This window comes from Crocosphaera watsonii WH 8501, assembly GCF_000167195.1.
GTDB classification, from domain to species: domain Bacteria; phylum Cyanobacteriota; class Cyanobacteriia; order Cyanobacteriales; family Microcystaceae; genus Crocosphaera; species Crocosphaera watsonii.
This window is the reverse complement of record NZ_AADV02000002.1, coordinates 14905-40900: the sequence shown is the minus strand read 5'-3', so window position 1 is coordinate 40900 and position 25996 is coordinate 14905. Positions and strand designations below refer to the sequence as shown.

Annotated in this window: 24 protein-coding genes and 8 pseudogenes; 22 read left to right on the top strand and 10 right to left on the bottom strand. The window is 38.3% G+C overall.

What is annotated here, in order from left to right; all coding sequences use genetic code 11:
- Positions 1 to 13 precede the first annotated feature (13 nt).
- From CWATDRAFT_RS03755 to CWATDRAFT_RS03730, 6 genes and pseudogenes are all read left to right on the top strand, one after another.
- A complete protein-coding gene (locus tag CWATDRAFT_RS03755; RefSeq protein WP_007303737.1) occupies positions 14 to 1192 on the top strand; it encodes a MotA/TolQ/ExbB proton channel family protein in 1179 nt (392 codons plus the stop codon).
- A 3-nt stretch (positions 1193 to 1195) separates the two neighbouring features.
- On the top strand, positions 1196 to 1672 hold the full coding sequence (locus CWATDRAFT_RS03750; RefSeq protein ID WP_007303736.1) for a hypothetical protein: 477 nt from the start codon (positions 1196 to 1198) through the stop codon (positions 1670 to 1672).
- Positions 1662 to 2363, top strand: coding sequence for a hypothetical protein (locus CWATDRAFT_RS03745; protein ID WP_007303735.1), 702 nt, complete (start codon positions 1662 to 1664; stop codon positions 2361 to 2363). The genes CWATDRAFT_RS03750 and CWATDRAFT_RS03745 overlap by 11 nt, the downstream gene beginning before the upstream one ends.
- A 28-nt stretch (positions 2364 to 2391) precedes the next feature.
- Positions 2392 to 2856: a DUF29 domain-containing protein gene (locus CWATDRAFT_RS03740; protein WP_042711165.1), complete on the top strand. Its 465-nt coding sequence runs from the start codon at positions 2392 to 2394 to the stop codon at positions 2854 to 2856.
- Between the two features lie 161 nt (positions 2857 to 3017).
- Positions 3018 to 5171 (top strand): annotated as a pseudogene (hsdR, locus tag CWATDRAFT_RS03735) (EcoAI/FtnUII family type I restriction enzme subunit R); the annotation flags it as partial.
- 169 nt (positions 5172 to 5340) lie between these two features.
- Complete coding sequence (locus CWATDRAFT_RS03730) at positions 5341 to 5532, top strand: type I restriction-modification enzyme R subunit C-terminal domain-containing protein (protein WP_007303732.1); 192 nt, start codon at positions 5341 to 5343, stop codon at positions 5530 to 5532.
- A gap of 99 nt (positions 5533 to 5631) precedes the next feature.
- Here CWATDRAFT_RS03730 and CWATDRAFT_RS36955 read toward each other — a convergent pair whose 3' ends face one another.
- Positions 5632 to 5778, bottom strand: a complete 147-nt coding sequence (locus CWATDRAFT_RS36955) for a hypothetical protein (RefSeq protein WP_042711232.1) — start codon at positions 5776 to 5778, stop codon at positions 5632 to 5634.
- 105 nt (positions 5779 to 5883) lie between these two features.
- Here CWATDRAFT_RS36955 and CWATDRAFT_RS03720 point away from each other — a divergent pair, with 105 nt between their 5' ends.
- From CWATDRAFT_RS03720 to CWATDRAFT_RS03705, 5 genes are all read left to right on the top strand, one after another.
- Positions 5884 to 6846 (top strand): class I SAM-dependent DNA methyltransferase, encoded by a 963-nt coding sequence (locus CWATDRAFT_RS03720; protein WP_232286991.1) that lies wholly within the window; start codon positions 5884 to 5886, stop codon positions 6844 to 6846.
- Positions 6806 to 7165: an N-6 DNA methylase gene (locus CWATDRAFT_RS39315; RefSeq protein ID WP_007303730.1), complete on the top strand. Its 360-nt coding sequence runs from the start codon at positions 6806 to 6808 to the stop codon at positions 7163 to 7165. Before CWATDRAFT_RS03720 ends, CWATDRAFT_RS39315 begins: the two co-directional genes overlap by 41 nt.
- Positions 7166 to 7641: 476 nt before the next feature.
- The gene (locus CWATDRAFT_RS03715) at positions 7642 to 7920 is read left to right on the top strand and encodes a DUF433 domain-containing protein (RefSeq protein ID WP_007303729.1); all 279 of its coding nucleotides are present in this window, start codon (positions 7642 to 7644) and stop codon (positions 7918 to 7920) included.
- Positions 7920 to 8267, top strand: coding sequence for a DUF5615 family PIN-like protein (locus CWATDRAFT_RS03710; protein ID WP_007303728.1), 348 nt, complete (start codon positions 7920 to 7922; stop codon positions 8265 to 8267). The genes CWATDRAFT_RS03715 and CWATDRAFT_RS03710 overlap by 1 nt, the downstream gene beginning before the upstream one ends.
- Before the next feature lie 4 nt (positions 8268 to 8271).
- On the top strand, positions 8272 to 9963 hold the full coding sequence (locus tag CWATDRAFT_RS03705) for a restriction endonuclease subunit S (protein WP_007303727.1): 1692 nt from the start codon (positions 8272 to 8274) through the stop codon (positions 9961 to 9963).
- A gap of 113 nt (positions 9964 to 10076) precedes the next feature.
- Here the strand turns inward: CWATDRAFT_RS03705 and CWATDRAFT_RS03700 are convergent, their stop codons facing one another.
- From CWATDRAFT_RS03700 to CWATDRAFT_RS03690, 3 genes are all read right to left on the bottom strand, one after another.
- Positions 10077 to 10562 (bottom strand): hydrogenase maturation protease, encoded by a 486-nt coding sequence (locus CWATDRAFT_RS03700; RefSeq protein ID WP_007303726.1) that lies wholly within the window; start codon positions 10560 to 10562, stop codon positions 10077 to 10079.
- A gap of 194 nt (positions 10563 to 10756) precedes the next feature.
- Entirely contained in the window at positions 10757 to 11818 is a 1062-nt protein-coding gene (gene cobD / locus CWATDRAFT_RS03695) for a threonine-phosphate decarboxylase CobD (protein ID WP_007303725.1), read from the bottom strand.
- Between the two features lie 16 nt (positions 11819 to 11834).
- Complete coding sequence (locus tag CWATDRAFT_RS03690) at positions 11835 to 12116, bottom strand: HU family DNA-binding protein (protein WP_007303724.1); 282 nt, start codon at positions 12114 to 12116, stop codon at positions 11835 to 11837.
- A gap of 248 nt (positions 12117 to 12364) precedes the next feature.
- Here CWATDRAFT_RS03690 and CWATDRAFT_RS03685 point away from each other — a divergent pair, with 248 nt between their 5' ends.
- Together CWATDRAFT_RS03685 and psaC are read left to right on the top strand one after the other, a co-directional pair.
- On the top strand, positions 12365 to 12751 hold the full coding sequence (locus CWATDRAFT_RS03685) for a hypothetical protein (RefSeq protein WP_021831103.1): 387 nt from the start codon (positions 12365 to 12367) through the stop codon (positions 12749 to 12751).
- Between the two features lie 211 nt (positions 12752 to 12962).
- A complete protein-coding gene (gene psaC / locus CWATDRAFT_RS03680; RefSeq protein WP_007303722.1) occupies positions 12963 to 13208 on the top strand; it encodes a photosystem I iron-sulfur center protein PsaC in 246 nt (81 codons plus the stop codon).
- Between the two features lie 110 nt (positions 13209 to 13318).
- Here psaC and CWATDRAFT_RS03675 read toward each other — a convergent pair whose 3' ends face one another.
- Positions 13319 to 14263 (bottom strand): metal ABC transporter permease, encoded by a 945-nt coding sequence (locus CWATDRAFT_RS03675; protein ID WP_007303721.1) that lies wholly within the window; start codon positions 14261 to 14263, stop codon positions 13319 to 13321.
- The gene (locus CWATDRAFT_RS03670; RefSeq protein WP_007303720.1) at positions 14235 to 14954 is read right to left on the bottom strand and encodes a metal ABC transporter ATP-binding protein; all 720 of its coding nucleotides are present in this window, start codon (positions 14952 to 14954) and stop codon (positions 14235 to 14237) included. Before CWATDRAFT_RS03670 ends, CWATDRAFT_RS03675 begins: the two co-directional genes overlap by 29 nt.
- 354 nt (positions 14955 to 15308) lie before the next feature.
- On the opposite strand from CWATDRAFT_RS03670, the gene CWATDRAFT_RS03665 reads away from it, so the two are divergent.
- Both CWATDRAFT_RS03665 and CWATDRAFT_RS32825 read left to right on the top strand, forming a co-directional pair.
- Positions 15309 to 16307, top strand: coding sequence for a metal ABC transporter solute-binding protein, Zn/Mn family (locus CWATDRAFT_RS03665; protein WP_007303719.1), 999 nt, complete (start codon positions 15309 to 15311; stop codon positions 16305 to 16307).
- A gap of 239 nt (positions 16308 to 16546) precedes the next feature.
- A pseudogene (locus CWATDRAFT_RS32825) lies at positions 16547 to 16753 on the top strand (helix-turn-helix domain-containing protein); the annotation flags it as partial.
- A gap of 26 nt (positions 16754 to 16779) precedes the next feature.
- Here CWATDRAFT_RS32825 and CWATDRAFT_RS03655 read toward each other — a convergent pair.
- Both CWATDRAFT_RS03655 and CWATDRAFT_RS03650 read right to left on the bottom strand, forming a co-directional pair.
- Positions 16780 to 17421, bottom strand: a pseudogene (locus tag CWATDRAFT_RS03655) (transposase).
- Positions 17422 to 17485: 64 nt separating this feature from the next.
- Positions 17486 to 18067 carry a helix-turn-helix domain-containing protein gene (locus tag CWATDRAFT_RS03650; protein WP_007303150.1) on the bottom strand — a complete coding sequence of 194 codons (582 nt, stop codon included), beginning with the start codon at positions 18065 to 18067 and terminating at the stop codon, positions 17486 to 17488.
- Positions 18068 to 18130: 63 nt separating this feature from the next.
- Here CWATDRAFT_RS03650 and CWATDRAFT_RS39310 point away from each other — a divergent pair.
- Positions 18131 to 18766 (top strand): annotated as a pseudogene (locus CWATDRAFT_RS39310) (RNA-guided endonuclease TnpB family protein); the annotation flags it as partial.
- 214 nt (positions 18767 to 18980) lie between these two features.
- Here the strand turns inward: CWATDRAFT_RS39310 and CWATDRAFT_RS03640 are convergent.
- Complete coding sequence (locus tag CWATDRAFT_RS03640; RefSeq protein ID WP_007303717.1) at positions 18981 to 19256, bottom strand: hypothetical protein; 276 nt, start codon at positions 19254 to 19256, stop codon at positions 18981 to 18983.
- A 638-nt stretch (positions 19257 to 19894) separates the two neighbouring features.
- Between CWATDRAFT_RS03640 and CWATDRAFT_RS32815 the strand changes: the two are divergent.
- Together CWATDRAFT_RS32815 and CWATDRAFT_RS03620 are read left to right on the top strand one after the other, a co-directional pair.
- Positions 19895 to 21421 (top strand): annotated as a pseudogene (locus CWATDRAFT_RS32815) (IS5-like element ISCwa2 family transposase).
- 29 nt (positions 21422 to 21450) lie between these two features.
- Positions 21451 to 21603 (top strand): annotated as a pseudogene (locus tag CWATDRAFT_RS03620) (HEAT repeat domain-containing protein); the annotation flags it as partial.
- A 135-nt stretch (positions 21604 to 21738) separates the two neighbouring features.
- Here the strand turns inward: CWATDRAFT_RS03620 and CWATDRAFT_RS03615 are convergent.
- A pseudogene (locus tag CWATDRAFT_RS03615) lies at positions 21739 to 22134 on the bottom strand (hypothetical protein).
- A 79-nt stretch (positions 22135 to 22213) separates the two neighbouring features.
- On the opposite strand from CWATDRAFT_RS03615, the gene CWATDRAFT_RS03610 reads away from it, so the two are divergent.
- From CWATDRAFT_RS03610 to CWATDRAFT_RS03595, 4 genes and pseudogenes are all read left to right on the top strand, one after another.
- On the top strand, positions 22214 to 23653 hold the full coding sequence (locus CWATDRAFT_RS03610) for an NF041680 family putative transposase (RefSeq protein WP_007303714.1): 1440 nt from the start codon (positions 22214 to 22216) through the stop codon (positions 23651 to 23653).
- 373 nt (positions 23654 to 24026) lie between these two features.
- Entirely contained in the window at positions 24027 to 24620 is a 594-nt protein-coding gene (locus CWATDRAFT_RS03605; protein WP_232286990.1) for a HEAT repeat domain-containing protein, read from the top strand.
- A gap of 74 nt (positions 24621 to 24694) precedes the next feature.
- A complete protein-coding gene (locus CWATDRAFT_RS03600; protein ID WP_007303712.1) occupies positions 24695 to 25309 on the top strand; it encodes a HEAT repeat domain-containing protein in 615 nt (204 codons plus the stop codon).
- Between the two features lie 309 nt (positions 25310 to 25618).
- Positions 25619 to 25927: pseudogene (locus CWATDRAFT_RS03595) on the top strand (DUF4277 domain-containing protein); the annotation flags it as partial.
- Between the last annotated feature and the right edge of the window lie 69 nt (positions 25928 to 25996).

Below are 25996 nucleotides of genomic sequence, written 5' to 3'. Positions count from 1 at the left end.
TACTTAATTTAGGATGACAACAACAACTAAAGAATCTAACAAATATTTATTATTATCGGGAGATGCTGAACGTCAGAAATTAGATGTTAATTTCTGGCTGATCTCTTTAATGGGGTTATTGCTATTTATCGCTATCTATACCCTAACCCTATTATTTTTAAGACCGACTTTTGTTGGGGTGCTTCTGTATGAAAGAGGATTCACCCAATTTTTGGTTATCTATTTAGCTTGTTTTGTGGTTTCTTTGACAGTAATTAAACTAATTAAATTACAACAAGAATCTGTAGCATTGCGTCGTTCTTGGGTTCCCCAAACTGTTACCTTTGATAATCCAAGATCCCGAGATTTATTGACCTTACAAAACAATTTAACCAAACAGAATCAACTTTTACCTATTCGTTGTAGTCGTATTTTAGGAGCATATATTCAGTCGGGAAGTCGTAAAGTTGCTTCGGAATTAGCCCTAGATGATTCTACGTTTTATTTAAGTGCAACAGAGACTTCTTATACCTTTCCCCGTGTTCTAGTTTGGGCAATTCCCTTATTAGGATTTATTGGCACAGTTATTGGTATTAGTCAAGCGGTAAACGGGTTTTCTAGTTTCCTGGAACAAGCAGGAGAAATCGAACAAATTAAAGAAGGTATTGGGACTGTTACCAGTGGTTTAGCAGTGGCTTTTGATACAACTTTATTAGCTTTATTGTTGAGTGTTTTGGTGATGATTCCTTTGGTTTTAGTAGAAAGAATGGAATCTCGTTTACTGCTAAGAATCGATATTTATATCAATGATTTCGTCTTACCTCGTTTCAAAGAGAAGGGTGAAAACTTAGATTATGATGGCATTAATCAATCGGTTCGTCAGGCATTTCAAGACTATTTACCAAACCCAGAAGCGTTAATACAACCAGCAGAAATGTATGCTAAACAAGCAGTAGAAAATTTTTCTCAAAGCTTTATCACAGAAATAGGAAAGTTACAACAATTAAGTGGTAATTTGATGGAACAAATAGAGAAAATTAATAACATGAGTCTAGAAGAAAAGAGTAAATTCTTAGAAACATTAGACCAACAAGTAAACGTCAATCGACAACTTTCCCAGTCTATGATCACAGAAATAAAACACATTCAACCGATTCTAGAAAAGTTAAGTAAACCCCGTTTGATAACCTTTACCGATTCCGAAGAACTTTAATTTATGCGTCGTCGTTCTTTTGCCAAAAATTCCCTAGAAGTCGAGTTATTTCCCTTTCTCTCCATTTTAGCTTGTACCATTGGTACGCTCATTTTATTAATCATTGTTTTAACCACCCAACTACTAAAAGATGAACGAGCAATTACCATTATTGCCAAACAAGAAACCGCAGGAGAAAATCAAGGTAAAATACCTAGATATGTAGAATGTCGGGAGGATGGAGTTTTATTACATCCTAGTCAAGTTTTTGTCCCCAAATCTGACATTAACAATCGGCGATCGCCTTTAAATCAATTAATTAGAGAGGTAGAAAAAAACAAAGATAAACAGTATTTAATTGTTGTCCTCCGTCCCCAAGGAATCGATGTGTTTCAACAAGTTAGAGACATAGTAGAAAAACGAGGGATCGATATTGGATACGAACCCATTGATGAAGATTGGACATTAAAAATAGAAGAATTAAACAACAATGAGAACTAGAAGATACCGTCAGCTAAACTCACCTAGTCAAAACCTAGATTCTTTTTTAGACATTCTAACTAATACCGTCGGTGTATTAATGTTTATTAGTTTATTTATCACCGTTGTTGCAGTGGATTCGAGTACCATTGTGACAACTCCCTTGGTTTCTAATACCGAGAAAAAGCCGAGGTTTTTTGAAGTTCGGAATAACAAAATATCTTATATTGACGATGAAGAAGTGGATCGTCAGATTGCCATTTTAACCAAAAATTTACCAGAATGTTCTGTCCCCGAAATACCCCAAAACTTAGATAATTATACTTATCAGTTATATCTTAATCGTATTCAAGAATACGAAAAGTGTCGAGGGCAAACTATTCAAAGTTTTCGACGCTTTAAGGGAGAAACAAAACATTATAAAGTTAAATTTTATGATGTAGATGCACTAATTTATGAACCTTTAACCCCCGAAACAGGAGAATCTTATCAAACCATTGCACAAACGGATTCAAACTTTAATGAGATCCTAGAAAACTTCGATCCGAACACAGATTATTTAGCTTTTCTGGTGCGTCCAGATAGTTTTTCTGCCTTTAGAGCAGCTAGAAAACAAGCTTGGAAAGCAGGTTATAATGTGGGATGGGAACCTTTAAAACAAGAAACCCCCATTGTTTTTGGTTCTAATGGAAGAAGCGTCGGGGTACAATAGATTTTTAACAGTGATCAAGCATATTATTATGATTAATAATTTATATGATACATATTATGCTCAATGGACAAGATCGCAAATTGAAGCATTGAAAGCACAAGATTTGAAAAACATAGATTTTGAGCATTTAATCGAGAATTTAGAGATGGGAGATCCCAAAGAAACAGTTGAAAGTAATCTCATTATTTTGATTGCTCATCTTTTAAAACTTGCTGTGCAAAAAGATGCTCCTGATTGGATGACCAATAGTTGGTATAATTCTATTGATGAACACAGAAAACGAGTTCTTAAAGCGCAACGAAAGTATAAACCAATTAAAAAATATTTGCCAACTGCTATAGAAAATGCCTATCCAGATGCTAGGGATTTAGCCATAAAAGAAGGTAAACGTGCTGATGGACGCAAAGTTATTAAAAGAGATGAATCTGAGTATCCCGAAAAATGTCCTTTTACTTTTGAACAGATTCTTGATGAGACTTGGTATCCCAACTAATCTCATTTTCATCAACTTGGACTACAGATGTGGACTTTGTAGGGGTCAACGGCCGTTGACCCCTACATTATGAAATCACTATGACAAATTATTTCAGGAAATTTTTGTTTATTTTCCCTAAGATTTGGGCAAACTAACAGTAAGTTATGATTATGTTGCCCATGACCAACATTAATAAAAAAAGTTTCAGTGAACGGGATATTTGCACAAAATATATCACTCCGTCCTTAGTTAAAAATAATAAATGGGATCTTAACATCTAAATTCGAGAAGAAGTCACTTTTACCGATGGTCGAATATTAGTTAGAGGCCAACTAACCAGTCGAGGGAAAGGAAAACGGGCTGATTATATCCTCTACTACCGTCCTAATCTACCCATTGCCGTCATGGAAGTCAAGAACAATAACCACAGTATGGGTGCCGGAATGCAGCAAGCGATGGACTATGCTAGGATTTTAGACGTTCCCTTTGCTTATAGTTCCAATGGGGATGGCTTCATTGAACACGATTTTACCCGTAATGATGCCCTGATAGAACGAGAAATCTCTTTAGATGAATTTCCTTCCCCTGACGAATTATGGCAGCGTTATCGCCAATGGAAGGGCATAGAGGAGGAAGAAAACGAGATTATCACCCAACCCTATTATAGTGATGGTCGAGGCAAACGTCCCCGTTATTATCAATTAAATGCCATTAATCGCACCGTTGAAGCTATTGCCAAGGGAAAAGAGCGAATTTTATTGGTAATGGCTACAGGAACGGGAAAAACCTTCACTGCGTTTCAAATTATTTGGCGTTTATGGAAATCTCGCACCAAACAAAGGATTTTATTTTTAGCCGATCGCAATATTTTAGTGGATCAGACCAAAACCAATGATTTTAAGCCGTTTGGTCAGGCCATGACCAAAATTAAGAAGCGTCAGATAGATAAGTCCTATGAGGTTTATTTGGCTTTATATCAAGCAGTCACAGGGAATGAGGAAGAAAAAAACATTTATAAGCAATTTTCCCCCGATTTCTTCGATTTAGTCGTTGTAGATGAATGTCATCGGGGAAGCGCAGCAGAAGATTCAGCATGGCGTGAAATTCTTGATTATTTTAGCAGTACTACTCACATCGGTTTGACGGCCACCCCCAAGGAAACCAAAGATATTTCTAACATCGACTATTTTGGCGAACCCCTTTACACCTATTCCCTGAAACAAGGAATTGAAGATGGTTTTTTAGCCCCCTATAAGGTGATAAGAATCGATATTGATAAGGATTTGTTGGGCTGGCGACCGAAAGCGGGACAAATAGATAAATATCAGCAATTTATCGAGGATAGAATCTATAATCAAATGGATATGAATAGATCCCTGGTACTCGAAAATCGGGATATTTTGGTGGCCCAAAAAATCACAGCATTTCTCAAAAGGACGAACCGTTTTCGGAAAACTATTCTTTTTTGCGAAGATATTGACCATGCAGAACGGATGCGTCGGGCGTTAGTGGTAGCAAATAGCGATTTAGTGGCGCAAAATTCCCGTTATGTGCTAAAAATAACAGGAGACGACAAAATTGGCAAAGAAGAGTTAGATAATTTTATTCTGCCCGATAGTCCTTATCCTGTGTTGGTAACCACTTCTAAGTTGATGACGACGGGGGTAGATGCTCAAACTTGTCAATTAATTGTCTTAGACCGTTCTATTAAGTCTATGACGGAGTTTAAGCAGATTATTGGGCGCGGAACCCGTATTAATGAGGCGTTTGGTAAATCTTACTTTACTATCATGGATTTTAAGAAGGCCACGGAATTATTTGCTGACCCCAACTTTGATGGCGATCCAGTACAAGTTTACGAACCGAAAGGGGATGATCCCATTGTCTTAGAAGAGGATAAACCGTACCAAATGGCCAACCCTTCACCAGTGGTTAGGGAGAAACGGACTAAATATTATCTGGGTAAAGAGACGGTGAAAACATCGGTTATCAGGGAGAGGGTGCAGTATTACGATAAGGAGGGGAGATTAATCACCGAATCTTTGAAATATTACACGAAAAAGACGGTTAATAAGGAATATAGGTCAATGGATGCCTTTTTGAGGCAATGGGGTGAGGCTACCAAAAAACAGGTCATTATTGATGCTTTACAGGAGAGAGGGGTCATTTTTGAAGGGTTAATGCAGGAGGTTGGTAAGGAGTTTGATGCGTTTGATCTCATTTGTCATGTGGCGTTTGATCAACCGCCTTTAAGTCGTCTTGAGAGGGCAAATGAAGTGAAAAAGCGCAATTGTTTCACAAAATATGGGGAAAAGGCTAGGAAAGTGCTTAAGCCCGCATTTCTCACAAATTCTGCGATCGCTAAACTTCAAACCATTATGTAGTCTGAGTTTAACCTTGATTTGAGGGGCGAGTAAAAAATAACAGTGTGCCATTTTAAGCGATCGCTTGAAAAATAAGCCACATCTAACCTCTAGCTGATTACTGATCAGTTTGTGAGAAATGCGGGTTAAGGCACTTTTAGATAAGTATGCAGATGAGGGAATAGAGTCCATTGAAGATTTGAAAGTGTTAACTGTTGCACCTTTTGATAGGTTGGGAACCCCGATGGAAATTATTAAACATTTTGGGGGGAAAAAGCAATATTTAGCAGCTATTCAAGAGTTAGCAAGGGAACTTTATGGGGTTTCTTAATGTTATCCTATTTCCGTAGGGGTTAACAGCCGTTGACCCCTACAATATGAACAACAATGAGAATAATTAGAGATTTTTTTCCTTTGTATCAATTAATATTTATGTGTTTTCAGCCTCAGCTTCTTGACGACGTTCTGAAATTAATTCCCTGGCTAACGAGCAATTTTTAGCGTAACGAGCAACAATTTTTTGAGCGCGACGTAAAGCTTCAGTTTTAGATAAAATATTTATGTTTCTTTTTTTCATAATGAATATATTTTCTGGCATAATTTATATATCTGTCATTTTAACTTAATTTGTCCTTTTAATTTTATGTCCATTTCTACTACTGTTAAAGCTATCCAAGATATTATGAGAATTGATGAGGGGGTAGATGGAGATGCCCAGCGTATTAGTCAATTAACTTGGATGCTATTTCTCAAGATTTTTGATGATAGAGAAATGGAAGCAGAATTATTTGAAGATGATTATATTTCAGCTATGCCAGAGGGTTTAAGATGGCGAGATTGGGCGGCTAATGATGAGGGTATGACAGGGGAAACTTTATTAGATTTTGTGAATAGTAAACTGTTTAAAAGTCTCAAAAATCTTGATTTGTCAACAAGCAATAATCCTAAGTCAAGAATTTTAAAAGAAGCGTTTGAAGACGGATTCAATTTTATGAAAAATGGCACATTGATCCGTCAAGTTATCAATAAAATTAATGAGATTGACTTCAATAATTCTCAAGATAAACATCTCTTTGGGGAAATTTATGAAAAAATATTAAAGGACTTACAAAATGCAGGAAATGCAGGGGAATATTATACGCCTCGTGCTGTAACTCAATTTATGGTAAATATGATTAAACCACAGTTAGGAGAGAGAATTCTTGACCCTGCTTGTGGAACTGGTGGCTTTTTAACTTGTGCTTTAAATCATCTCAGAAAGCAAGTTAAAACCGTTGAAGAAAGGGAAAAATTAAGTCATTTAATTATGGGAGTAGAAAAGAAACCTTTACCCCATTTACTCTGTATTACTAATCTTTTGTTACACGAAATTGATGCGCCCAAAGTACGCCGTGATAATACTTTAGCTAATCCTTTAAGAAATTATCAACCCTCGGATAAGGTAGAGGTTATTTTGACTAATCCACCCTTTGGAGGGAAGGAAGAAGATGGGATTGAAGGGGGGTTTCCTAAAGCTTATCAAACTAAGGAAACTGCTGATTTATTTTTAGTGTTAATTATACACTTATTAGAAGTAGGGGGACGAGGAGGTATTGTGTTACCTGATGGGAACATTATTTGGGGAAGGAGTAAAGACAAGAATTAAGGAAAAATTGTTATCAGAATGTAATTTACATACTATTGTGAGGCTACCTAATGGGGTGTTTAATCCTTATACCAGTATTAAGACTAATTTACTCTTTTTTACCAAGGGTGAATCAACAAAAAATATCTGGTTTCATGAACATCCTTATCCCCCTGGTTATAAATCTTATTCTAAAACTAAACCGATAAAAATTGAGGAATTCGCAGCGGAAAAGGCATGGTGGAATAATCGAGAAGAAAATGAGTTTGCTTGGTGTGTTTCCATAGAAGAAATTAAAGCTAATGGCTATAATTTAGATATTAAGAATCCTTACCAATAAAGGGAAAAACATCGAGATTTAGGTACAATGTTAGAAGAGTATCAAGGATTAATTAACGAAATATCCAACACACAACAATTGTTAAAAAATGAGTTAAAATCAGCCTTAGATGATCCCCCCAACCCCCCTTAGCAAGGGGGGCTATAAAAACCAGGGTGGGCAAATTATCACTCTTGGATAATCCCCCCAACCCCCCTTACTAAGGGGGGCTTAAAAGAGTAGGGTGGGTTAGACGGCTATAATTTAGGTAGGTTATCACAAGAATATAACAATCCGTCGTAACCCACCATGTTAGTCAAAACAATCCACTATTTAATGTTTTATTGAAGATAGGAAAATTATTATGTCAATGACAGAATTTACTGATAAAGTTAATCAAGGTAAAAATTACATATCTGATGAATATTTACAATATTTAGAATAAGTAAAAACAGTACAAATCAGGATTGTTAAATTAAAATTAATAGAGGTATAAAATGGTAAACAAAACCGAACATTGTTATATTATAACTGACTCAGAAATTCTCAATGGAGAACCAATTATTAAAGGAACACGCACTCCTGTAAGAGCAATTGTCGAAACGTGGCGTAGGGGTGTTTCTCCTGAAGAAATACCCCAAGGAATGCCTCATTTAACTTTAGCACAAGTATTTGATGCTCTGTCTTATTACAGTGATCATCACACAGAAATTAATTATTATATTGAGTTAAATCGTATTCCTGATGAGTTAATTGATCCGTTATTTAAAGAGTAATGAATAATTTATTTATCACACTATATTTAGATGAAGATGTTCATGTTTTGGTAGCTGAGTTAGTGAAGGCAAAAGGGTTTATGACAACCACAGCAAGGGACGAAAATCAATTACAAAAAAGTGATGAGGAGCAGTTAGAATATGCTGTGAGTTTAAAGAGTACAATAGTAACTCATAATAGAGTAGATTTTGAGTTATTAGTGCAGCAGTATTTTGAGGAAGATAGGGAACATTATGGGGTCATTTTTGCTGTTCGTCATCCTCCTCATGAAATTGCGAGGCGACTGTTAGTTATTCTTAATCATGTCACGGCTGATGAGATGAAAAACCAAGTACGTTATCTTTAGTAAAATGATGAATCTAGAAACATTTTTTAATCACTTTGAATTATTAGCTGATGCACCCAATGGAGTGCAGAAATTAAGGGAATTAATTTTACAATTAGCAGTGATGGGTAAATTAGTTCCCCAAGATAAAAATGATGAACCTGCTTCTATTTTATTGGAGAAAATAAAAGCAAAAAAAGCTAAATTAGTCAAGGATAAAAAGATTAAAAAATCTAAACCTTTAACCCCTATTACTGATGATGAAATTCCTTATAATTTACCTATTGGTTGGGAATGGGTTAGGTTAGATGATATTACCTTATTAATTACAGATGGCGCACATCATACTCCAACTTATAGATTTTCAGGAGTTCCTTTTTTATCAGTGAAAGATATTTCTAGTGGTTTTATTAATCTAGCAAATACACGCTTTATATCTGAAGAAACACATCAAAAATTAATTAAAAGATGTCATCCAGAGTTCAATGATATTTTATTAACTAAAGTTGAGACAACTGGAATTGCTAAGGTTATTGATATTGATATCGAGTTTAGTATTTTTGTTAGTTTAGCTTTATTAAAGTTCAATAAATCTTTGATTTATACTTATTATTTAGAGTTACTAATTAACTCACCTTTAGTCAAAGAAAAATCAGCAAAAAATACTCAAGGGGTTGGTAATAAAAATTTAGTGCTAAAACACATCAAAAATTTTGTTACTCCCCTACCACCCCTAAATGAACAACACCGAATAGTTAAAAAAGTTGCTCAATTAATGAAATATTGCGACGAATTAGAAAATAAAAAAACAGAGCAAAAAAAGCAACTAATATTACTAGGAGAAACAGCAACTAATAAATTAACTAAGACCAAAGAAGAGGATTTTAAGAATAATTGGCAACAGATTCAAGAAAACTTTGAGTTAATCTATAGTACCCCCGAAAATATTAAACAGTTACGTCAAACTATTCTACAATTAGCGGTGATGGGTAAGTTAGTTCCCCAGGATAAAAGTGATGAACCTGCTTCTATTTTGTTGGAGAAAATAAAGTCCGAAAAAGCTAAATTAGTCAAGGATAAAAAGATTAAAAAATCTAAACCTTTACCCCCTATTACTGATGATGAAATTCCTTATAATTTACCTGTTGGTTGGGAATGGGTTAGGTTAGGAAATATAGTTAATTTTATAGGAGGTAGTCAGCCTCCAAAAAAAAAATTTATTTATCATGAAGAGAAAGGATATACAAGATTAATTCAAATTAGAGATTTTAAGTCTGAAGAATTTAAAACTTTTGTTCCTAATCAATATGCTAATCGTCCTTTTTCAAAAGATGATGTAATGATAGGAAGATATGGCCCTCCAGTTTTTCAAATATTACGAGGTTTAGAAGGAACTTATAACGTAGCGTTAATGAAAGCTGATCCCATTCACTTATTAATATCAAAAGATTATCTATATTATTTACTTCAAGAACCTAGAATACAAAAAATAGTGATTGCAGAATCAGAAAGAACGGCTGGACAAACAGGTGTTAGAAAAGAATTGATCAATGCTTTTGTAATTGGACTACCATCCCTAAATGAACAACACCGAATAGTTAAAAAAGTTGACCAATTAATGAAATATTGTGATGATTTAGAACAGCAACTAACCCAAGGAATAGAATATAGAAAAAAGCTGATACAAACCGCTATTTATCAACTATTAGCAGCCTAAACTTTAAACTTGTTTTAATTCTACCAATTTCCTAAAATATCTCCGTAGGGGTCAACGGCCGTTGACCCCTACAATGTTAATATCTGTAGTCTAAATTTATGAAAATGATATTACTATTCTCTATTAACTTTCGGATAAAAATCATTAATTTCTTGTTGAATATAATCAATAACTTTTTCAACAGAATCTTTTAAAATGGGACTAATTTCTAACCCTAATCCTAAATTTTCTGCTTCAATTAAATACACAGTAACATCTTCAGGAAACTCCTCTTTAAATATTTTTCTTCCTGCTGCTAAAGCATTATCCCACCTAAAGTCATGTAAACTATAACTAGCTTCCGGTAATTCTTCTAATTCCTGTCCTGGTACTTTATAAATAGTTCCTGGTTCTGAGTCTGTAGAACAAGCATCAATAATAATTAATTTTGTGCTTCCCCTTGCTTGAAACATGACCTCCATTCCTGCGGTTCCACAGTCATAAATGTGTAAATCAGTCAACTTTTTATCCTTAAAAATATCTTGTAATTTCTGAGCAATAATAACCCCAACTGCATCATCACATCGGTTTAGATTGCCGCAACCAATAACTGTTAACATATCTGATTATTTTTTTCTTAGATTATTAACCATTATAATTGTCCTTATTATATAAATAAAATTAAAAGAAAATTATTATCTTACGATTGAAAAATATTCGCTGATACTTTAACTAAGATGGTGGGTTAAGACAGATTTTTCTGTTCTGGTTAAAACCTAAATTATAGCTGTCTAACCCACCCTACTATATATTTTTAACCGCAAATATCTGATAAACCTTCAAGTAATTTATTATTATCCTCGGAGGTACGAACCGCAATGCGAAAATAGCGATCGCCTAAAGTTTCAAAATTTAAACAATCTCGAATCAAAATATGATACTTTTGTAATAATTTTTGTTGTAGTTTAGGACCAGGGATCTCGGTTTCAACCAAAATAAAATTAACGTAATTAGGAAAAGTATTTAAACCTTTAATTTGTGATAGTCCCGTTAATAATTGTTGACGAGATACTGATAACCATTCCCTAGTTTGTTCTGTAAATTCTTTATCTTCTATAGCAGCGATCGCAGCTTGAACCGCCAAACTATTAACTGGCCAAGGATCGCGCCAAGATTTCCATTTTTGTATACGTTGGGGATGGGCGATCGCATAACCTAAACGCAGACCCGGAAGACTATAAAACTTAGTCAGCGATCGCACAATAATCAAATTAGGATAATCAGCAATAACAGAGATTAAACTCTCTTCTTGAGCAGGGTCAACAAAATCCATAAAAGCCTCATCCACCACCACCAAACTAAACCGTTCTAATAAAGGCAATAAAGTCTCTCTAGTGAATAACTTACCCGTAGGATTATGGGGATTATTAATAATAATACCAGCATCATTTTCCCCAACATTATAGACACATTTAAGAGCATCAGAACTTTGCCAAGGAAAAGAGACGGGGATAATATTCGCCCCAAAAGCTTGTAACCCTCGCCAATAATCCTTAAATCCAGGAATCATGACATAAGTTTCTTTTTGCCGTGCCAACTCACAGCCAGCCCAGGTTAATAATTCTGCTGCCCCATTCCCTGGCAAAATCCACTCAGAGGGCAGTTGATGCCATTCTGAGAGGGCTTGCCTCAGTTCTGTATAGTTAGGGTCAGGATAGTGTTGAACAGTGCTTAAAGCCCATTGAATGGCGGTTAAGACAGATTGAGGGGGACCCAGGGGATTGATACTAGCAGAAAAATCCAAAATAGAAGAAACTGGACAGCCTATTTGCTCTGCTGCCCAGACTAAATTACCACCATGAATGGGTTGTTTCATCTGCCGATTAAGGTAACTACTCTTTAGGGGCAACCGCTTCTTTAAATTTCTTTCCGGCGGAGAAAGCAGGAACCTTGGTAGCAGGGATGTTCATTTTTTCGTTGGTTTTAGGGTTACGACCTTCACGGGCTTTGCGATCCCGTGATTCAAAAGAGCCAAAACCCACCAAAGTCACCTTATCATCTGAGGCCACTGCCTCCATTATGGTGTCAATGGTGGCACTAATAACCATTTCTGCTTGTTTTTTGGTAACTTCAGCCTTATTCGCTACTGCATCAATTAATTCACTTTTATTCATCGAATAATCTCCTTAGTATGGTGTTTTCTGTCCTATGTCGTTTTGGCTAATCCCAATTAAAAAAGGATGGATGATCAGTTACATTAATAAACTTAAATCCCCAAAATACCCATAGACTAAATGTTTCACTGCATTATTCTAAGACGAATTGTCCCCTATAGATCCCTGAAAACAGTAATTTATATAAATTTTTTGGATAACATAGGAAAATATAAGTCCAAAAACAAAGCAACCAACACAGAGAAATTGTGAATAATTATTCTCCAAAACTACTATGGCTTAACAGATCGGGGTTAGGATGTTTCCTAAACTTGCTACTATTGGGCATTTTATTGGTCTCCCTGGGTTTAGGATGGCTGGTTAATGGATTTTTGATTTTATTGGGGGTTATTATTGTTACCCCCATAATCGGATTATGGATCTTACGGTGGTGGGTTCAGCGCAACCTAATCGAAGATCAATGTCCTGTGTGTGGCTATGAATTTACAGGGTTCAAAGGGGTCAATTCTTCCTGTCCCAACTGTGGTGAAGCTCTACAAGTGAAAAACGGCAAGTTTCAAAGGATTACACCCCCAGGAATCGTTGACGTTGAAGTGGTTGATGTCTCGGTTAGACAATTTGATGATCCCGATTGAAATATTTTGTTACATAAATTAAAGTTCTATAACAATTTGTAGTGATAGACCCTCGTACTGAGGTAAACTAACCCTTAAGCCTAACTATGTTTTACAATAGACACATTAAGATATTCTTAAGTCTTTGTTCAGTGGGTAAATCTCGACTGTAATTAAATTTAAGTCGAGGTGCTTGACGAAGGAGAACATTCGGTTAAGGAGCCGAAAATCAATGTCACATAAAGTTAAAATTTACGATACCTGTATTGGTTGTACTCAATGCGTTCGCGCTTGTCCCCTAGATGTTTTAGAGATGGTTCCCTGGGATGGTTGTAAATCAAGTCAAATTGCTTCCTCCCCTCGTACAGAGGACTGCGTGGGCTGTAAGCGATGCGAAACCGCTTGTCCTACCGACTTCTTAAGCATCCGTGTTTATCTTGGGGCAGAAACAACCCGCAGTATGGGATTAGCTTACTAAAAAATCTGCCATTAAACCTATCATTGACAACATTTTCCCCACCCGATGATTTCTCATTGAGGTGGGGCTTTTGATGAAGTGCTAGGCCACGATCCTGGCAAGATAGAGGTTCAACTGGAGCCTCTAGACGACTTCAGAAGGATGCCTTTAACTAAGCCGGATTGGGTCAAAATTCCCTGGGATGGACTGAAGAAGAACGCCAGCAAAAACAGCCCAAAGGCCACCAACACAATGGCCGATCCCGAAGGAATGTCCAGATAGAAGCTCATATACATTCCGGCAATGCTGGCAAATGCCCCCAGAAAGCCCCCCAAAATCATCATCTGGTGTAGCTCTTTGACCAGCAGATAAGCCGTCATTCCAGGAGCTACCAGCATGGCAATCACCAGTAATACCCCCACAGTTTGCAGACTGGCAACTATGGTCAGACTAATGGCGGTGACGATGCCCAGGTAATACCAGCGCACCTGCAGTCCACTCGCCTGCGCCCCAATGGGGTCAAAGGTGTAAAACAAAAGCTCTTTGTAAAACAGCCAGACGCTAATCAAAATGATTAACGCCACGCCGAAGGTTAGCATCAGATCGCCCCGGGTGACCCCCAGGATATCGCCAAACAACACATGAATCACATCGATGCGGTTGGCTCCTGGCAGCACCGTTACCAAGGTTGTACCGATGGCCAGAAATGATGCCAAGATCAACGCCATCACGGCATCCATCTTGAGCTTAGATTGGGACTCAATGCCAGCCAACACGACCGCACTCACTACCCCCGCTACCAGCGCCCCCAACGATAGGGGCAACCCCAGAAATAGAGCCACCGGCAACCCGGCCAGGACAGAGTGAGCAATCATATCACCCATCATGCTCATGCGCTGCACGATCATGTAGCTGCCCACGACGGCGCACAAAACCCCCAGCAGGACTCCCATAGTCAGGGCATTACGCATGAATTCAAAGCCCAAGGGCTCAATTAACCAGTTCAAACCAATACACTCCGTTTTACTAAAATGAACACCCGAGACCTTATGGAGCAATAGACCACACCGGGGCATCGTAGGCTGCCAGCAAGTTATCTTTAGTCATTACTTCGTGGCGCGCTCCCTGGGCGATGACCCGCTTGTTCAGTAATAGCAGCTGATCGTAGTTATCGAGAGTTTCGCTGAGGTCATGGCTGATGACGAACAAAATTTTGGACTGGGCTTTAAGCTCCCTAAAAATGTCAAACATGATGGACTCCGTTTTCTGATCCACTCCGTTGAAGGGTTCATCCAAAATCAGGAGTTCCGCTTCTTGGGCAAGGGCGCGGGCTAAAAATACTCGCTGCTGCTGCCCGCCGGACAGGTTACTAAGACTGTGATCGCGGTTTTCATACATACCAACCCGTTGTAGCGCGGCCTTAACCAGTTCACGGGACTGGCGACTGGGGCAACGAAACAGCCCGGTTTGCAGGGTGCAGCCCATCATGGCCACATTCCAGACGGTAATAGGATAGTCCCAATCAATTTGCGATCGCTGGGGTACATAGGCAACCTGAGAAAGCTGCTGTGTCAGAGGCTTACCTTTTAATAGGGCTGTCCCCGTGGCAGACTTAATCAGCCCCAGCATGGCCTTGACCAAGGTGCTTTTACCCCCCCCGTTTGGGCCAAAGATGCCCACCAATTGGCCAGGGTCGAAGGTACAACTCACATTGTTGAGTGCTGTAAAACTGCGGTAACTCACGGACAAGTTTTGAACTAGGAGCATAGCCTGCCTCCGAGAAAAGTGAATAGACAATGAACAGAAAATGATGCAATTATGAAATAAGCATAGTGCAAATCTTTTTCAAAAATCAACGGCTTTTTGCTACCTAGACGGAACAGACCTTTTAGAGACTGCTTGTAAAAAGAAAATTAAGAAACTTTTACCAGAAAATCATCCCCAATAAACCTGTAACAAGTTTATTAGTTTTTAAGAATTATAGTTTTATAATCAGGAATTTGTGCTACTTAATTTCTTTATATTTTATTTATAAACAGTCCCTTAAACTATCAATAATCATGATCTAAACTATAGTGAGATTATTTCTCGATTAGATACCCAACATATTAAGAAAATTCTATGAATTTTTTCTTTCAGTCAAAGCGTCGTTTTGCCAGCACTTTCGCCGCTTTAGCCCTCGTAACTGGTTTGGCGGCCTGTGGTAGCAGTTCCCAAACCACCACCGACCCAGAACCAGGGGAAAATCCTGGGGAAGTCATTAGTGATGGTGAAACCATAAATGTCGTCGCTTCCTACAGTGTCGTTTGCGACATGGTAGAGCAAGTTGCAGAGGGGGTGTTTGAACCCAACTGCCTGATCAGTTATGACCAAGATCCACACACCTATGAAGCCAAACCGTCTGACCGACAGGCGATCGAGGTTGCGGATGCGGTGTTCTATGGGGGGATGAACTTTGAGCCTTCGATTATTGAGATGGCAGAAGCGACTACCACCCCTGCTCCCAAAGTAGCGGTACACGATGAAGCCGTCCAGGACGTGATTGAAATTGAGGAAGAAGGGGAAGTGGAGCCTGACCCCCATATTTGGCACGACATTGAAAACGGCACTCGCATGGTAGAGGTAATTAAGCAAACCCTGGTTAAAATCGACCCCGACAATGCCGACACCTACACCAGCAATGCCGATGCCCTCACCAGTAAGTTAGAAAGGTTGGACGCTTGGATTCCCGAACAAATTGCTACCATTCCAGAAAATCAGCGCCGTCTGATTACTACCCACGACGCCATGAGCTATTACGCCAGAGCCTATGGCCTGACCGTGGAAGGTACCCTGTTGGGACTCTCAACGGAGGAAACACCCACAGCAGCCAAAGTTAAATCACTATCGGAGGGGATTAAGACAGTTGGCGTTCCCGTGCTGTTTGCAGAACTCACCGCCAACGACAAGGTACTGCAAACTGTCGCCAATGAGGCAGGGGTAACTATTTCAGAGGATGTGCTGATTGCCGACGGCATTGGGGAAAAGGACACTTCCGCTGGAAGCTATCAAGGTATGCTGGTTTACAACACCTGTACCATCGTGAATGGACTGGGGGGAACTTGTTCAGAGTTCGATTAACATATTCCCCCGTTAACTTTAATGTCGGGCTAAGTCCCACGCTATAAACGAGGGGGACGCATCGAACCGTAGGTGAGTACCTGCTCGCGCGTTCACGAGCGCGAATGCGATTCGCCGGGGTCGCTCGCCAAGGTTTTAGCGTGCGGATAAAGCCCGATCAATATATTAACGTGCGACAGCACAACCTTGCTTAGATGACTTATGTTACCACTTTATTATTTTTGTGCTAACATATTGTCATGACTCTAACACTCAACTACTCGTACCGAATCTACCCTGACAGCAAACAAGAGGCAATGTTAGACCAATGGCTAGAAATTTGTCGCCGTTCTTATAACTATGCTTTGCGGGAGCTAAAAGACTGGATTGCTTCGAGGAAGTGTCCAATAGATCGGTGTAGTTTAGAGTCAGAATATATCATGGCGGCAAGTTATCCTTTTCCTAGTGCAGCTTAGCAAAAATAATCCACCAGTCACTTATGATCTTTAAAGCCCTTAAATTTCCAAACGAACGGCTTAGCAAAATGTTGATTAAAGTAATCAATAAAATTGAGAATTTTTTGGGATAGTTCTTCAGTTGAACGGACAGTAATTCTTTTGAGTAAACGCCTGACTAAGATCGAAAACCAACACTCAATTTGATTAAGCCACGATGTATGTTTGGGAATATAAACAAAGCGAATTCGATGAGATTCATCTGATAAAAAATCTGCTCTGCTGTCCATAGATTGCAAAATCCCCTCCTTTCCTTTTCTCCCCAAATCAATAGTAATTCCACAGCTTTCTGCTACTAATTTGACTAAGCTTTCCGATTTATGAGTGTTGAGTTGATCTACAATAAAAATCCATTCTGCTTTTTCATCAATCTTAATCGTTCTCTGGATATGTTCAGAAAAATCTTGTTCTGTTCTTGTCGGTCCAATAGAGGAACTAACAATTTTTCCTCTTGCCACATCCCAGTTCGCAATCAAGCTTAAAGTTCCGTGTCTTTCATATTCAAATTCGATTTTTTCTACTTATTTAGGCTTGATTCTTTTGTTCGGAAATAATCTCTCAAGAGCTTGAATCCCTGTCATTTCATCTGTACTAATTAAATGAATTCCTTGTTCTAACAAAGTTTTAGCTTCTTGATGAAGTTCACAGATATATTTGACTTGCTTTTTAAATTTTAAGGGATCATCAATTTTGGCATTTAACCAGTAACGAACGAGATGTGGTTGTAATGTCGCTTCTTTTTAAAAAACGCCCCACACTACGGGGGGAAATCTTTTCGACAATTCCTCTTTTTATGGCTTCATCCGCCAACTCTGAAGGTGTCCAATGGCTCACTGGTCTGTCTGATTTTTCACATTCTTCACAAGCGATCGCTACAATCTGGACTACTTGTTCGACCGTAAAGGATTTTGTTGTTCCAGGTCTTGGGCGATCGCTTAAAATTCCTTTGATCAAGACCATTAATGCTTTCTCCGTTACCTGTTGTTCTTCGGCGGCACTCAGTTTTTCTCTCTCCTCAAACCATCGCGATCGCCACTGACGCACTTGTACTCGGTCTAATTCTAATCTTCGACTAATCGAACTATTGCTCTCTCCTGATGCTGCGGCTAAGATTAGCTTGGCTCGTCTAACAAGGCGATAGGGGTTTGTTGTCCCTCTCACTATTTGTTGGAGTACTGTTTTCTGTAGGTTGGAGAGGTTAATTGGCAATGCTTTTATCATGGACATCAACTTCGAGATTCTTCCGTTAGTTTCATTGAAACACATTGTCGTGGCTAGTCACGAAAGTTTCTGTAAAAATCTGGTGGATTACTTTCGCCAAGCTGCACTAGACGGTTAGTAGCCAAAGTCCAGTCCAAAATCTCTAGATGTCGAGGAGATTTTCTACACAAACTATCCCGTAAGATAGTCAACGAAAACCAAGTTATTGCTGTAGAAAATCTCCTCGCGCTACCAGGTGCGCCGTACGACGGCGCGGGGTCGCTCGTCAATTTCAAGGGAATGGTGCGGAATGCACCGCCGCTTTCCACTGCCGCGTTCCACGCCTTGAATTTAATTCAAGGTGGAAAGCGGTTAAAAACCACAAATTAGCTAAGGCTATTAGTGATTGTGGTTGGGGAATGTTTTGTACAATGCTTAAATACAAGGCAGAAAGGGAAGGGAAAACTTATGTTGAAGTTGATAGGTTTTTTCCTAGTTCTAAGACTTGTCATGTCTGTCGTTATCAAGTGGAAAGCTTACCTCTTGATATTAGAAACTGGACTTGTGAACATTGTTATACAAACCATGACCGCGACATAAACGCCTCAATAAACATTAGAAATGAAGCCTTACGGATATTGTCGTTAGGAACTAGCGATACTGCCAAGGGAGGGAGTGTAAGACGGCTAGGAGGGAAGATTTCTTACCTCTTAGACGCAACACGAAGATGAGATTGGAAGCCCCAACTATATTGCTTGCAATTAGTTGGGGTAGTTCACGAAACATATCCAGATTCAAATTCCCGATTAAGTCTTGTAGATCCACCTCTCACTAAATCTTACACTCACCCTGTCTGCCTGTGGAGGCTTAGTCGATGGACAGCCTGTGAAGCAGGAAACTTCTGAAAAAGAGTATGTTCAGCTATCTCTATTTTAGAAGCCCCCGTTAAACCGCCTAAGCGGTTAACGGGGAGAGAACGTCACGTAATATCCTTTTTGGCGGTTAGACTGGCCTGTTGTTGGCGGAGACTTAAGAGTGTTGCGTCAATTTTGGCTAGTTCAGGTTCTATTTGAGCCATGGCTGTTTTCTTAGGCAATTTAGCTCGTTTAGCCGTTGCCATTGTTTCGGAGAGGAGTCGCTCTCGATATTGTTCAAATTCTTCAATGACTTCTGTTAGGTCTTCTGCAGTTACTGGTTTCCCATTATCTTGAGTTCCTTGAGAACTGACTGGTGTAGAGTCTGGAGTGAAGTTCATATGTGTTGCCCCCTGTAAATATCGATAATTATTTTATCCTGATGTCGCTATTCATCCCTAATCTTCCTTCTATTTCATTGAACCTCACGTCGCGAGAGGCGCGACCCGCATTTCTCACAAATTCTGCGATCGCTAAACTTCAAACCATTATGTAGTCTGAGTTTAACCTTGATTTGAGGGGCGAGTAAAAAATAACAGTGTGCCATTTTAAGCGATCGCTTGAAAAATAAGCCACATCTAACCTCTAGCTGATTACTGATCAGTTTGTGAGAAATGCGGGTTTAGCCTTCTCCTACATTCAAACTTGTATGAATGCTCTTTGGTTTCGAGAGTTGATGGCATAGAGGAAACCTTTATTTTCTGCTGCCAGTAATGATCATCTAGACCAATATAAAACTGTGTCTTTCTTAAAATAGCATCTATAAATTTTTCATCTTTGTTGCTATCTTTCAAGGCTCACGGTTTGCTGCGCAAAATTAAAGAATAACGCTATAACTACTTAGGGTTTGCTGAATAAAAGCAAAACCCTATTCTTTAAAAGGTTACACCCATATTCGCGATCGCAAAAAAGATCAGCTTTGTCTGCTACAAACCGCTATAATTGGTAGAAACACCTCCCAGTTGTTGGTCAAGAACAAATGTATCGAAAAGAGGAGCAACCTTTACCGCCCCCAGAAAAATTTGAATTACCTTTCGAGGGCAAATTGTCCCCCAATAATCGTTGGGTAATCATGGCAGAGTTGATACCTTGGGATGATTTTGAGGAAGAATATGCTAAACTTTTTTCAGCAGAAAAAGGTGCGCCAGCCAAACTATTTAGAATGGCATTAGGGACATTAATTATTAAGGAAAAATCAGGAACAAGTGATAGAGAAACTATAGAACAGATTAGAGAAAATCCCTATCTACAATACTTTATAGGTTTAAATTGTTATCAACAAGAGCCACCACTGGAATCTTCAATGCTAGTTCATTTTAGGAAAAGAATTGATGGAGAATTGATAAACAAAATCAATAAAAAAATAGTAAAAAGAGAAATAGACAAGAGTAATAAAGAAGTAAAAAAAAAGGATTGTCTCCAATAAAAAGGAGAAAAAATAAAAAATAAAGGTAAACTAATTTTAGATGCGACTTGTGCGCCAGCAGACATCAAATACCCAACGGATTTAGGCATATTAAATCAAGCCAGAATTGAGACAGAAAGAATAATAGATAATCTTTATAAACCATTAAGAGTAAAATTGAGAAAAAAGCCGAGAACTTCTAGAAAAATTGCTAGAAAGGAATACTTAAAAGTAGCTAAAAAACGAAAAGTATCTTATCAAGAAAGAAGAAAAGCTATCGGGAAACAGTTAAAATACCTTAAGAAAAATTTAGGAAATATAGAAGACTTAATTCAAGCTGGGGCTTCCCAGGAAAATCTGAGTAAAAGACAGAAAAATTGTCTAGAGACTATCAAAAAAGTTTATGAACAACAACAGTCAATGTGGGAGAATAAGACCCAGAGTGTTCCTCAAAGAATTGTAAGTTTAACTCAACGGCATATTCGTCCAATAGTGAGGGGAAAAGCAGGAAAACCAATAGAGTTTGGAGCTAAACTCTCAGTAAGCTGTGTAGATAACTATGTGTTTCTATACAAAATAAGTTGGGAAAACTTCAATGAATCTTGTCATTTAAAAGAACAAGTAGAAAAGTATAAAGAAACGTTTGGCTATTATCCCGAATCCGTCCATGTAGATAAAATTTATCGAACTAGGGAAAACAGAAATTGGTGTAAGGAAAGAGGGATAAGAATCAGTGGTCCGAAGTTAGGAAGACCTCCGAAAAATGTCAGTGAAGAAGAAAAGAAACAAGCCCACTCCGATGAATGCTTCCGTAATGCTATTGAGGGAAAGTTTGGACAAGCTAAACGAAGATGTAGCCTAAATCTCGTGATGACAAAACTCCCTGAAACCTCCATTACATCTATTGCTATTACATTTTTAGTTGTCAATCTTTCTAAACTTCTGAGGCAGTTTTTGTCGCTTTTTTTGTCCTTATTTACTAATAATAGAACAGGGGAACTCGTCAAACCGCCTTTCATTAATTTTGATTATACTTTAAACAATTTTTATGTACTAAAACTTATTGATTTGTCAGAAAATTCTTGGTCAAAAGTGGCATAAATTTTGGAGAAACTTTTTCAGCAAACCCTACAGTAGAAAATGCTGTTTGGGCAGTGGGAGAAATTGGCACCAGTGATCTAAATATTCTTGAAGATATTGCTCAATTACTTGACAAACCTGGGCAAACTTACCGCGTTATTATCCACACCCTAACTAAGTTAAATTATGAACCGGCCCTAGACCTTGGACTTTGGATAAAAAACAATTGTTAGCGTAAATTTTACGCTAAACATATCTCCAGAGCTAAAATAGAGAATTAAGGTGATTTTAAAAACTCTCTTTCCATCTTTTTAGGGGATTTTAAATATTAAATAGCTTCATTCAGTTTCGGTTCCAATATAGATATCTAAGTAGCTTTCAGTTAGAGATTGAATGACTCGTTCTCATTCATCAATGAGATTTCTTCTAGTGAGTTTTTCTACAGCATCAATATGAGCAGAACTTCCGGCTCGTCCTAAATATTTATATTTGGTTTTTTTCTCATTATTAGTGGCCATAGGAAAAATTGATTCAGCAGCCTGTAGTTTATAATACCAGTAGATTGTTCCCTTTCCATTAACCTGATAACGAATAATATGACAATTAGCTGGTGCTACTTCCCCTTCCCGTTCAATTTTCTTTATTTTCTGTTTAAGAGAGCGAATTAGACTCTTAATTTGTTTGGCTCTCAGGTGGACATCTTGACTGGTCTTAAGTTCGGAATGTGATGACATTAGCCTTAACTGTAACAAACAACCTCTTTTGATGTTAGCGTATATATTCCGCTAATTTATAAGGTAATAAATTTTAAAAATGACCAAAAATGAAACGGCTACGTCTGTCGAGGAATTCCTGGTGTGGAGGTCTAACCTCTTCCAAGAACTAAAAGCTAGAAAAGAAACTATTATAGAATTACTCGAGGCTCTCTCCAGTAACCAACAAGCTCACTCAGTCGTTAAATTGTCTCTCAATCCTTTATTTAGAAGAGATTATAACAGTTTATATAGAGGAATTCAAGAGTTTTTACCCACTCAAACTGACCCTAATTATGAACAGAGAATTGAGACTTTATTTTCAGCGGTATCGAGAACAATTCCTCCCACTTCAAAACATTATAACTTATTTGGTATTGACACAACTCCCTGTCCACGACGGTTTGCCGAAACGTTAGCGGATAAAACCTTTATTCATTACCCCAATCCAATTAAGGGAAATAAACCCATTAATATTGGACATTGTTATTCCGTTATCTGCGCTTTACCTGACCAAATAGACACAGAAAAAGTCCCTTGGGCTGTCCCCTTATCAGGAGAGCGAGTCCCCTCTAAACATAAAGGAGTAAATCAAGGCAATCAACAACTAAAAAAAATCTGGCAAAGTTCTTTATTTTCTGATAAATTATCTGTCTTAGTGGCTGATAGTGACTACAGCCAAAAGGATTTTATTGGGGAACAAGTTAAGCATGAAGACGTAGTTACTATTACAAGAGTTAGAAGTGACCGAGTTTTTTATCGTCAATTTATTCGGGACCAAAATCAAGCCAAAACTTCGGGACATCCCCGTTGGTATGGGGATAAATTTGACCTTAAAGATGACCAAACTTGGACTGAACCTGATGAAGTTCATCATGTTCCCTTTACAACGAAAAAAGGTCGTCAATTAACAGTGACTATTTCGGGATGGAAACAGATGTTAATGAGAGGAACTAAAAACTATAAAATGAACAATCACCCCTTTACTTTACTCCAGATTGTTGTCAGAGCTCAAGAAAGAAATAGTATTTGGAAACCTATGTGGCTTATTGTTATTGGTTCTCGGCGCGATGAGTTAAGTTTAGTTGATTGTTATCAGTGTTATCGACAACGTTATGACATGGAACATCTTTTTCGATTTGGTAAACAAAGATTATTGATGACATCTTATTTAACTCCCGATGTACATCATGAAGAAAATTGGTTTAAACTAACACTTCCTTCTTATGTAAATTTGTGGGCTGCCAGAAAATTAGCTGTGGTTTTACCCCGTGATTGGGAACAGTATTTGAAGACTAATAAATCCATCAAAATCACCCCTAGTCTAGTTCAAAGAGACTTTTCAAGAATAATTACGACCTTGGGGACTTTCGCCAAATTTCCCAAACGTCGAGGTTTTTCTTCCGGACGTATTAAAGGTTACAAAAAAGCCCCACGAACTCGTCATGATGTTATCAAGAAAGGGAGCAAAAAATCAACTGAAAACTTAAAAGCTCCTTAGTTTTCCTCAGAATCTATAGATTAGCCCTATTTGTCAGCCAATTTTATTGACTGATACAGAGCCGATATTTTGGGATTTTAGTTTAGCGTAAAATATACGCTAACAAACTTTTTTTGTCCAAAGTCCAATAGACCGAATTCGCCAATTTATAAATGATCTTGACCCTCTTATTGCTAGTGCTGCCATTACTTCAGTTTGCCGTTTTAGCAAGGATTATTCTCAGATGGGGAAAGTGATAGTCATGTTGCAGCACCAAAATGTCTTAGCAAGGCGGTTGTCTATTCAGGATTTGATCGATGCTCGTTACTACAATGCAATTCCGGATATAGCCCGATGTCCTGTCTCATTGGTGTTTCGCTTACGAGGTATTCGGATGTTAGCAGAAGCAGGTATGAAGAGCGAAGAAATCACTTTTGAAATGATTCAACCCCCTTTAGAGCAAACCATTAGAGATCATCCCGATGATTTCGGTTTAGTGCATAGCTATGAGACAACGCCAGATTTAACAGTTTTAGTACGAACCTTATACGAAACCGATTTTGGAAAATGTTATCTGGCCAGTAAAACGATTCTCGACCATTATGCAGACACCGCCGCATCGGCCCTATTGGCGAATTATGAGGAAGAAGTGAAGAGTGATTATGGAGCGCATTTTCATGTAATCAAACTATTAGGCTGGTTGAAATATGCTCCAGCTTATGATTTACTACTAGAAGCCTTGCATAATCTTCAACCTCAATATCAGAAATCACGGGCCGCTGCTGCGATCGCATTAGGGGAACTGGGGGTTTCAAAGGCTATTCCAGTTCTAAAAGCCACCCTCTCATCAAAAAACTGGGTTTTAAAATACGCTACATTGATGGCACTTGAAAAACTTGGCTGCAGGAATGGTCATGAGATCGCACTCAACGACTCTGACTGGTTGATTCAAGCAAAAGCCCAACTCCAATCCACTCTAATTAATTAATTAATCGACGACAAACGCGCTTATCGAGTAATTAATTAGGGTCAATTTTTCCCATTTCTTTGATTTGTAATCCTATGACCACAGATTCCTTATTTGCCAAACTAAAACACCCCAACCCCCATCTACGGGAGCAAGCAATGTTGGAAATTGCCGAGTCCCGCGATGAAAACACCATTCCTTATCTGATGAGTATTTTGGATGAAGAAGATACAACTTATCGTCGGGCAGCCGTAAAAACACTAGGAGTAATTGGTATCGATGCCGTCCCATTGGTAGTTGAATCCTTGCTGCATAGTGACAATGTAACGGTACGAGGAAGTGCAGCTAAAGCCTTGGCACAGATTGCTGTTAATTATCCCGATTTACCTTTTCCTTCTACTGGTTTGCAGGGATTGAAGGCTGCTATCAATGACCCAAATCCGGTGGTTCATATTGCATCAGTAATGGCATTAGGTCAAATGGGTTCAGCTGCATACTCCATTTTAGTGGAGTCGTTGAAGACAACAGAAAACATAGCAGTGCAGGTGGCAATTGTCAACGCACTCGCTTCCATTGGAGATCCGAAGTGTGCTGAAGTCCTCACAACATTTGCCAATGATGAATCGGTGGATTCCTATGTACGCGAATCAGCTATAAGTGCTTTATCTCGTTTGGATTTAGTAATCAACTTTGACAAGTCCCGTCGCTGAAAGCGAGGAATTCTTCCTTCACCGCTCAAATATCTGCCAATATTATACAAATATTTATTTGGTACTTTCAACTTTACAACCCACATTCCGCACATCTTTCGTCGCAAAAAAGATTATGGCTTGGAACCCCGCTAGAACTCAGTGGGCAAACAAATGAACTCATAACGGGGTTGCAAGACATAATCTCAACCTGACAAGATAAAAGTGTGAGAGTTAATTCGTTTTCAATTGGAATAAACAGTTTTTCAACTGTAGACAAGATTCGTCAAAAAAGAGATAATAAGATAAAGTTCTCAATAAGCTTAGACGATGTTATCATCACAAGAAAACTCGATTCAAACTATCAACCACTTAGGATTAGTTGCCGGAATTATTGATGATATTGGTCTTGAACAAATTATTAATGAAGTTGTTGGCTCTGACCCCAGAGAATTGATAACATCAGGTCAAGTCGTAAAAGGGATTCTTCTTAACGGATTAGGATTTACTTCCCAACCTCTGTACTTATTCCCTAAGTTTTTTGAAGATAAAGCGACAGAACATTTAATCGGAGAAGGGATAAAAGCTGAATATTTAAACGATGACAAGATTGGTAGAGTAATGGACAAACTTTATGAAAGCAGGAAGATTTATTTTAGCTACCAATGAACTTGAAGAAAGTCAATTAAGTTCTGAGGATATTTTGAT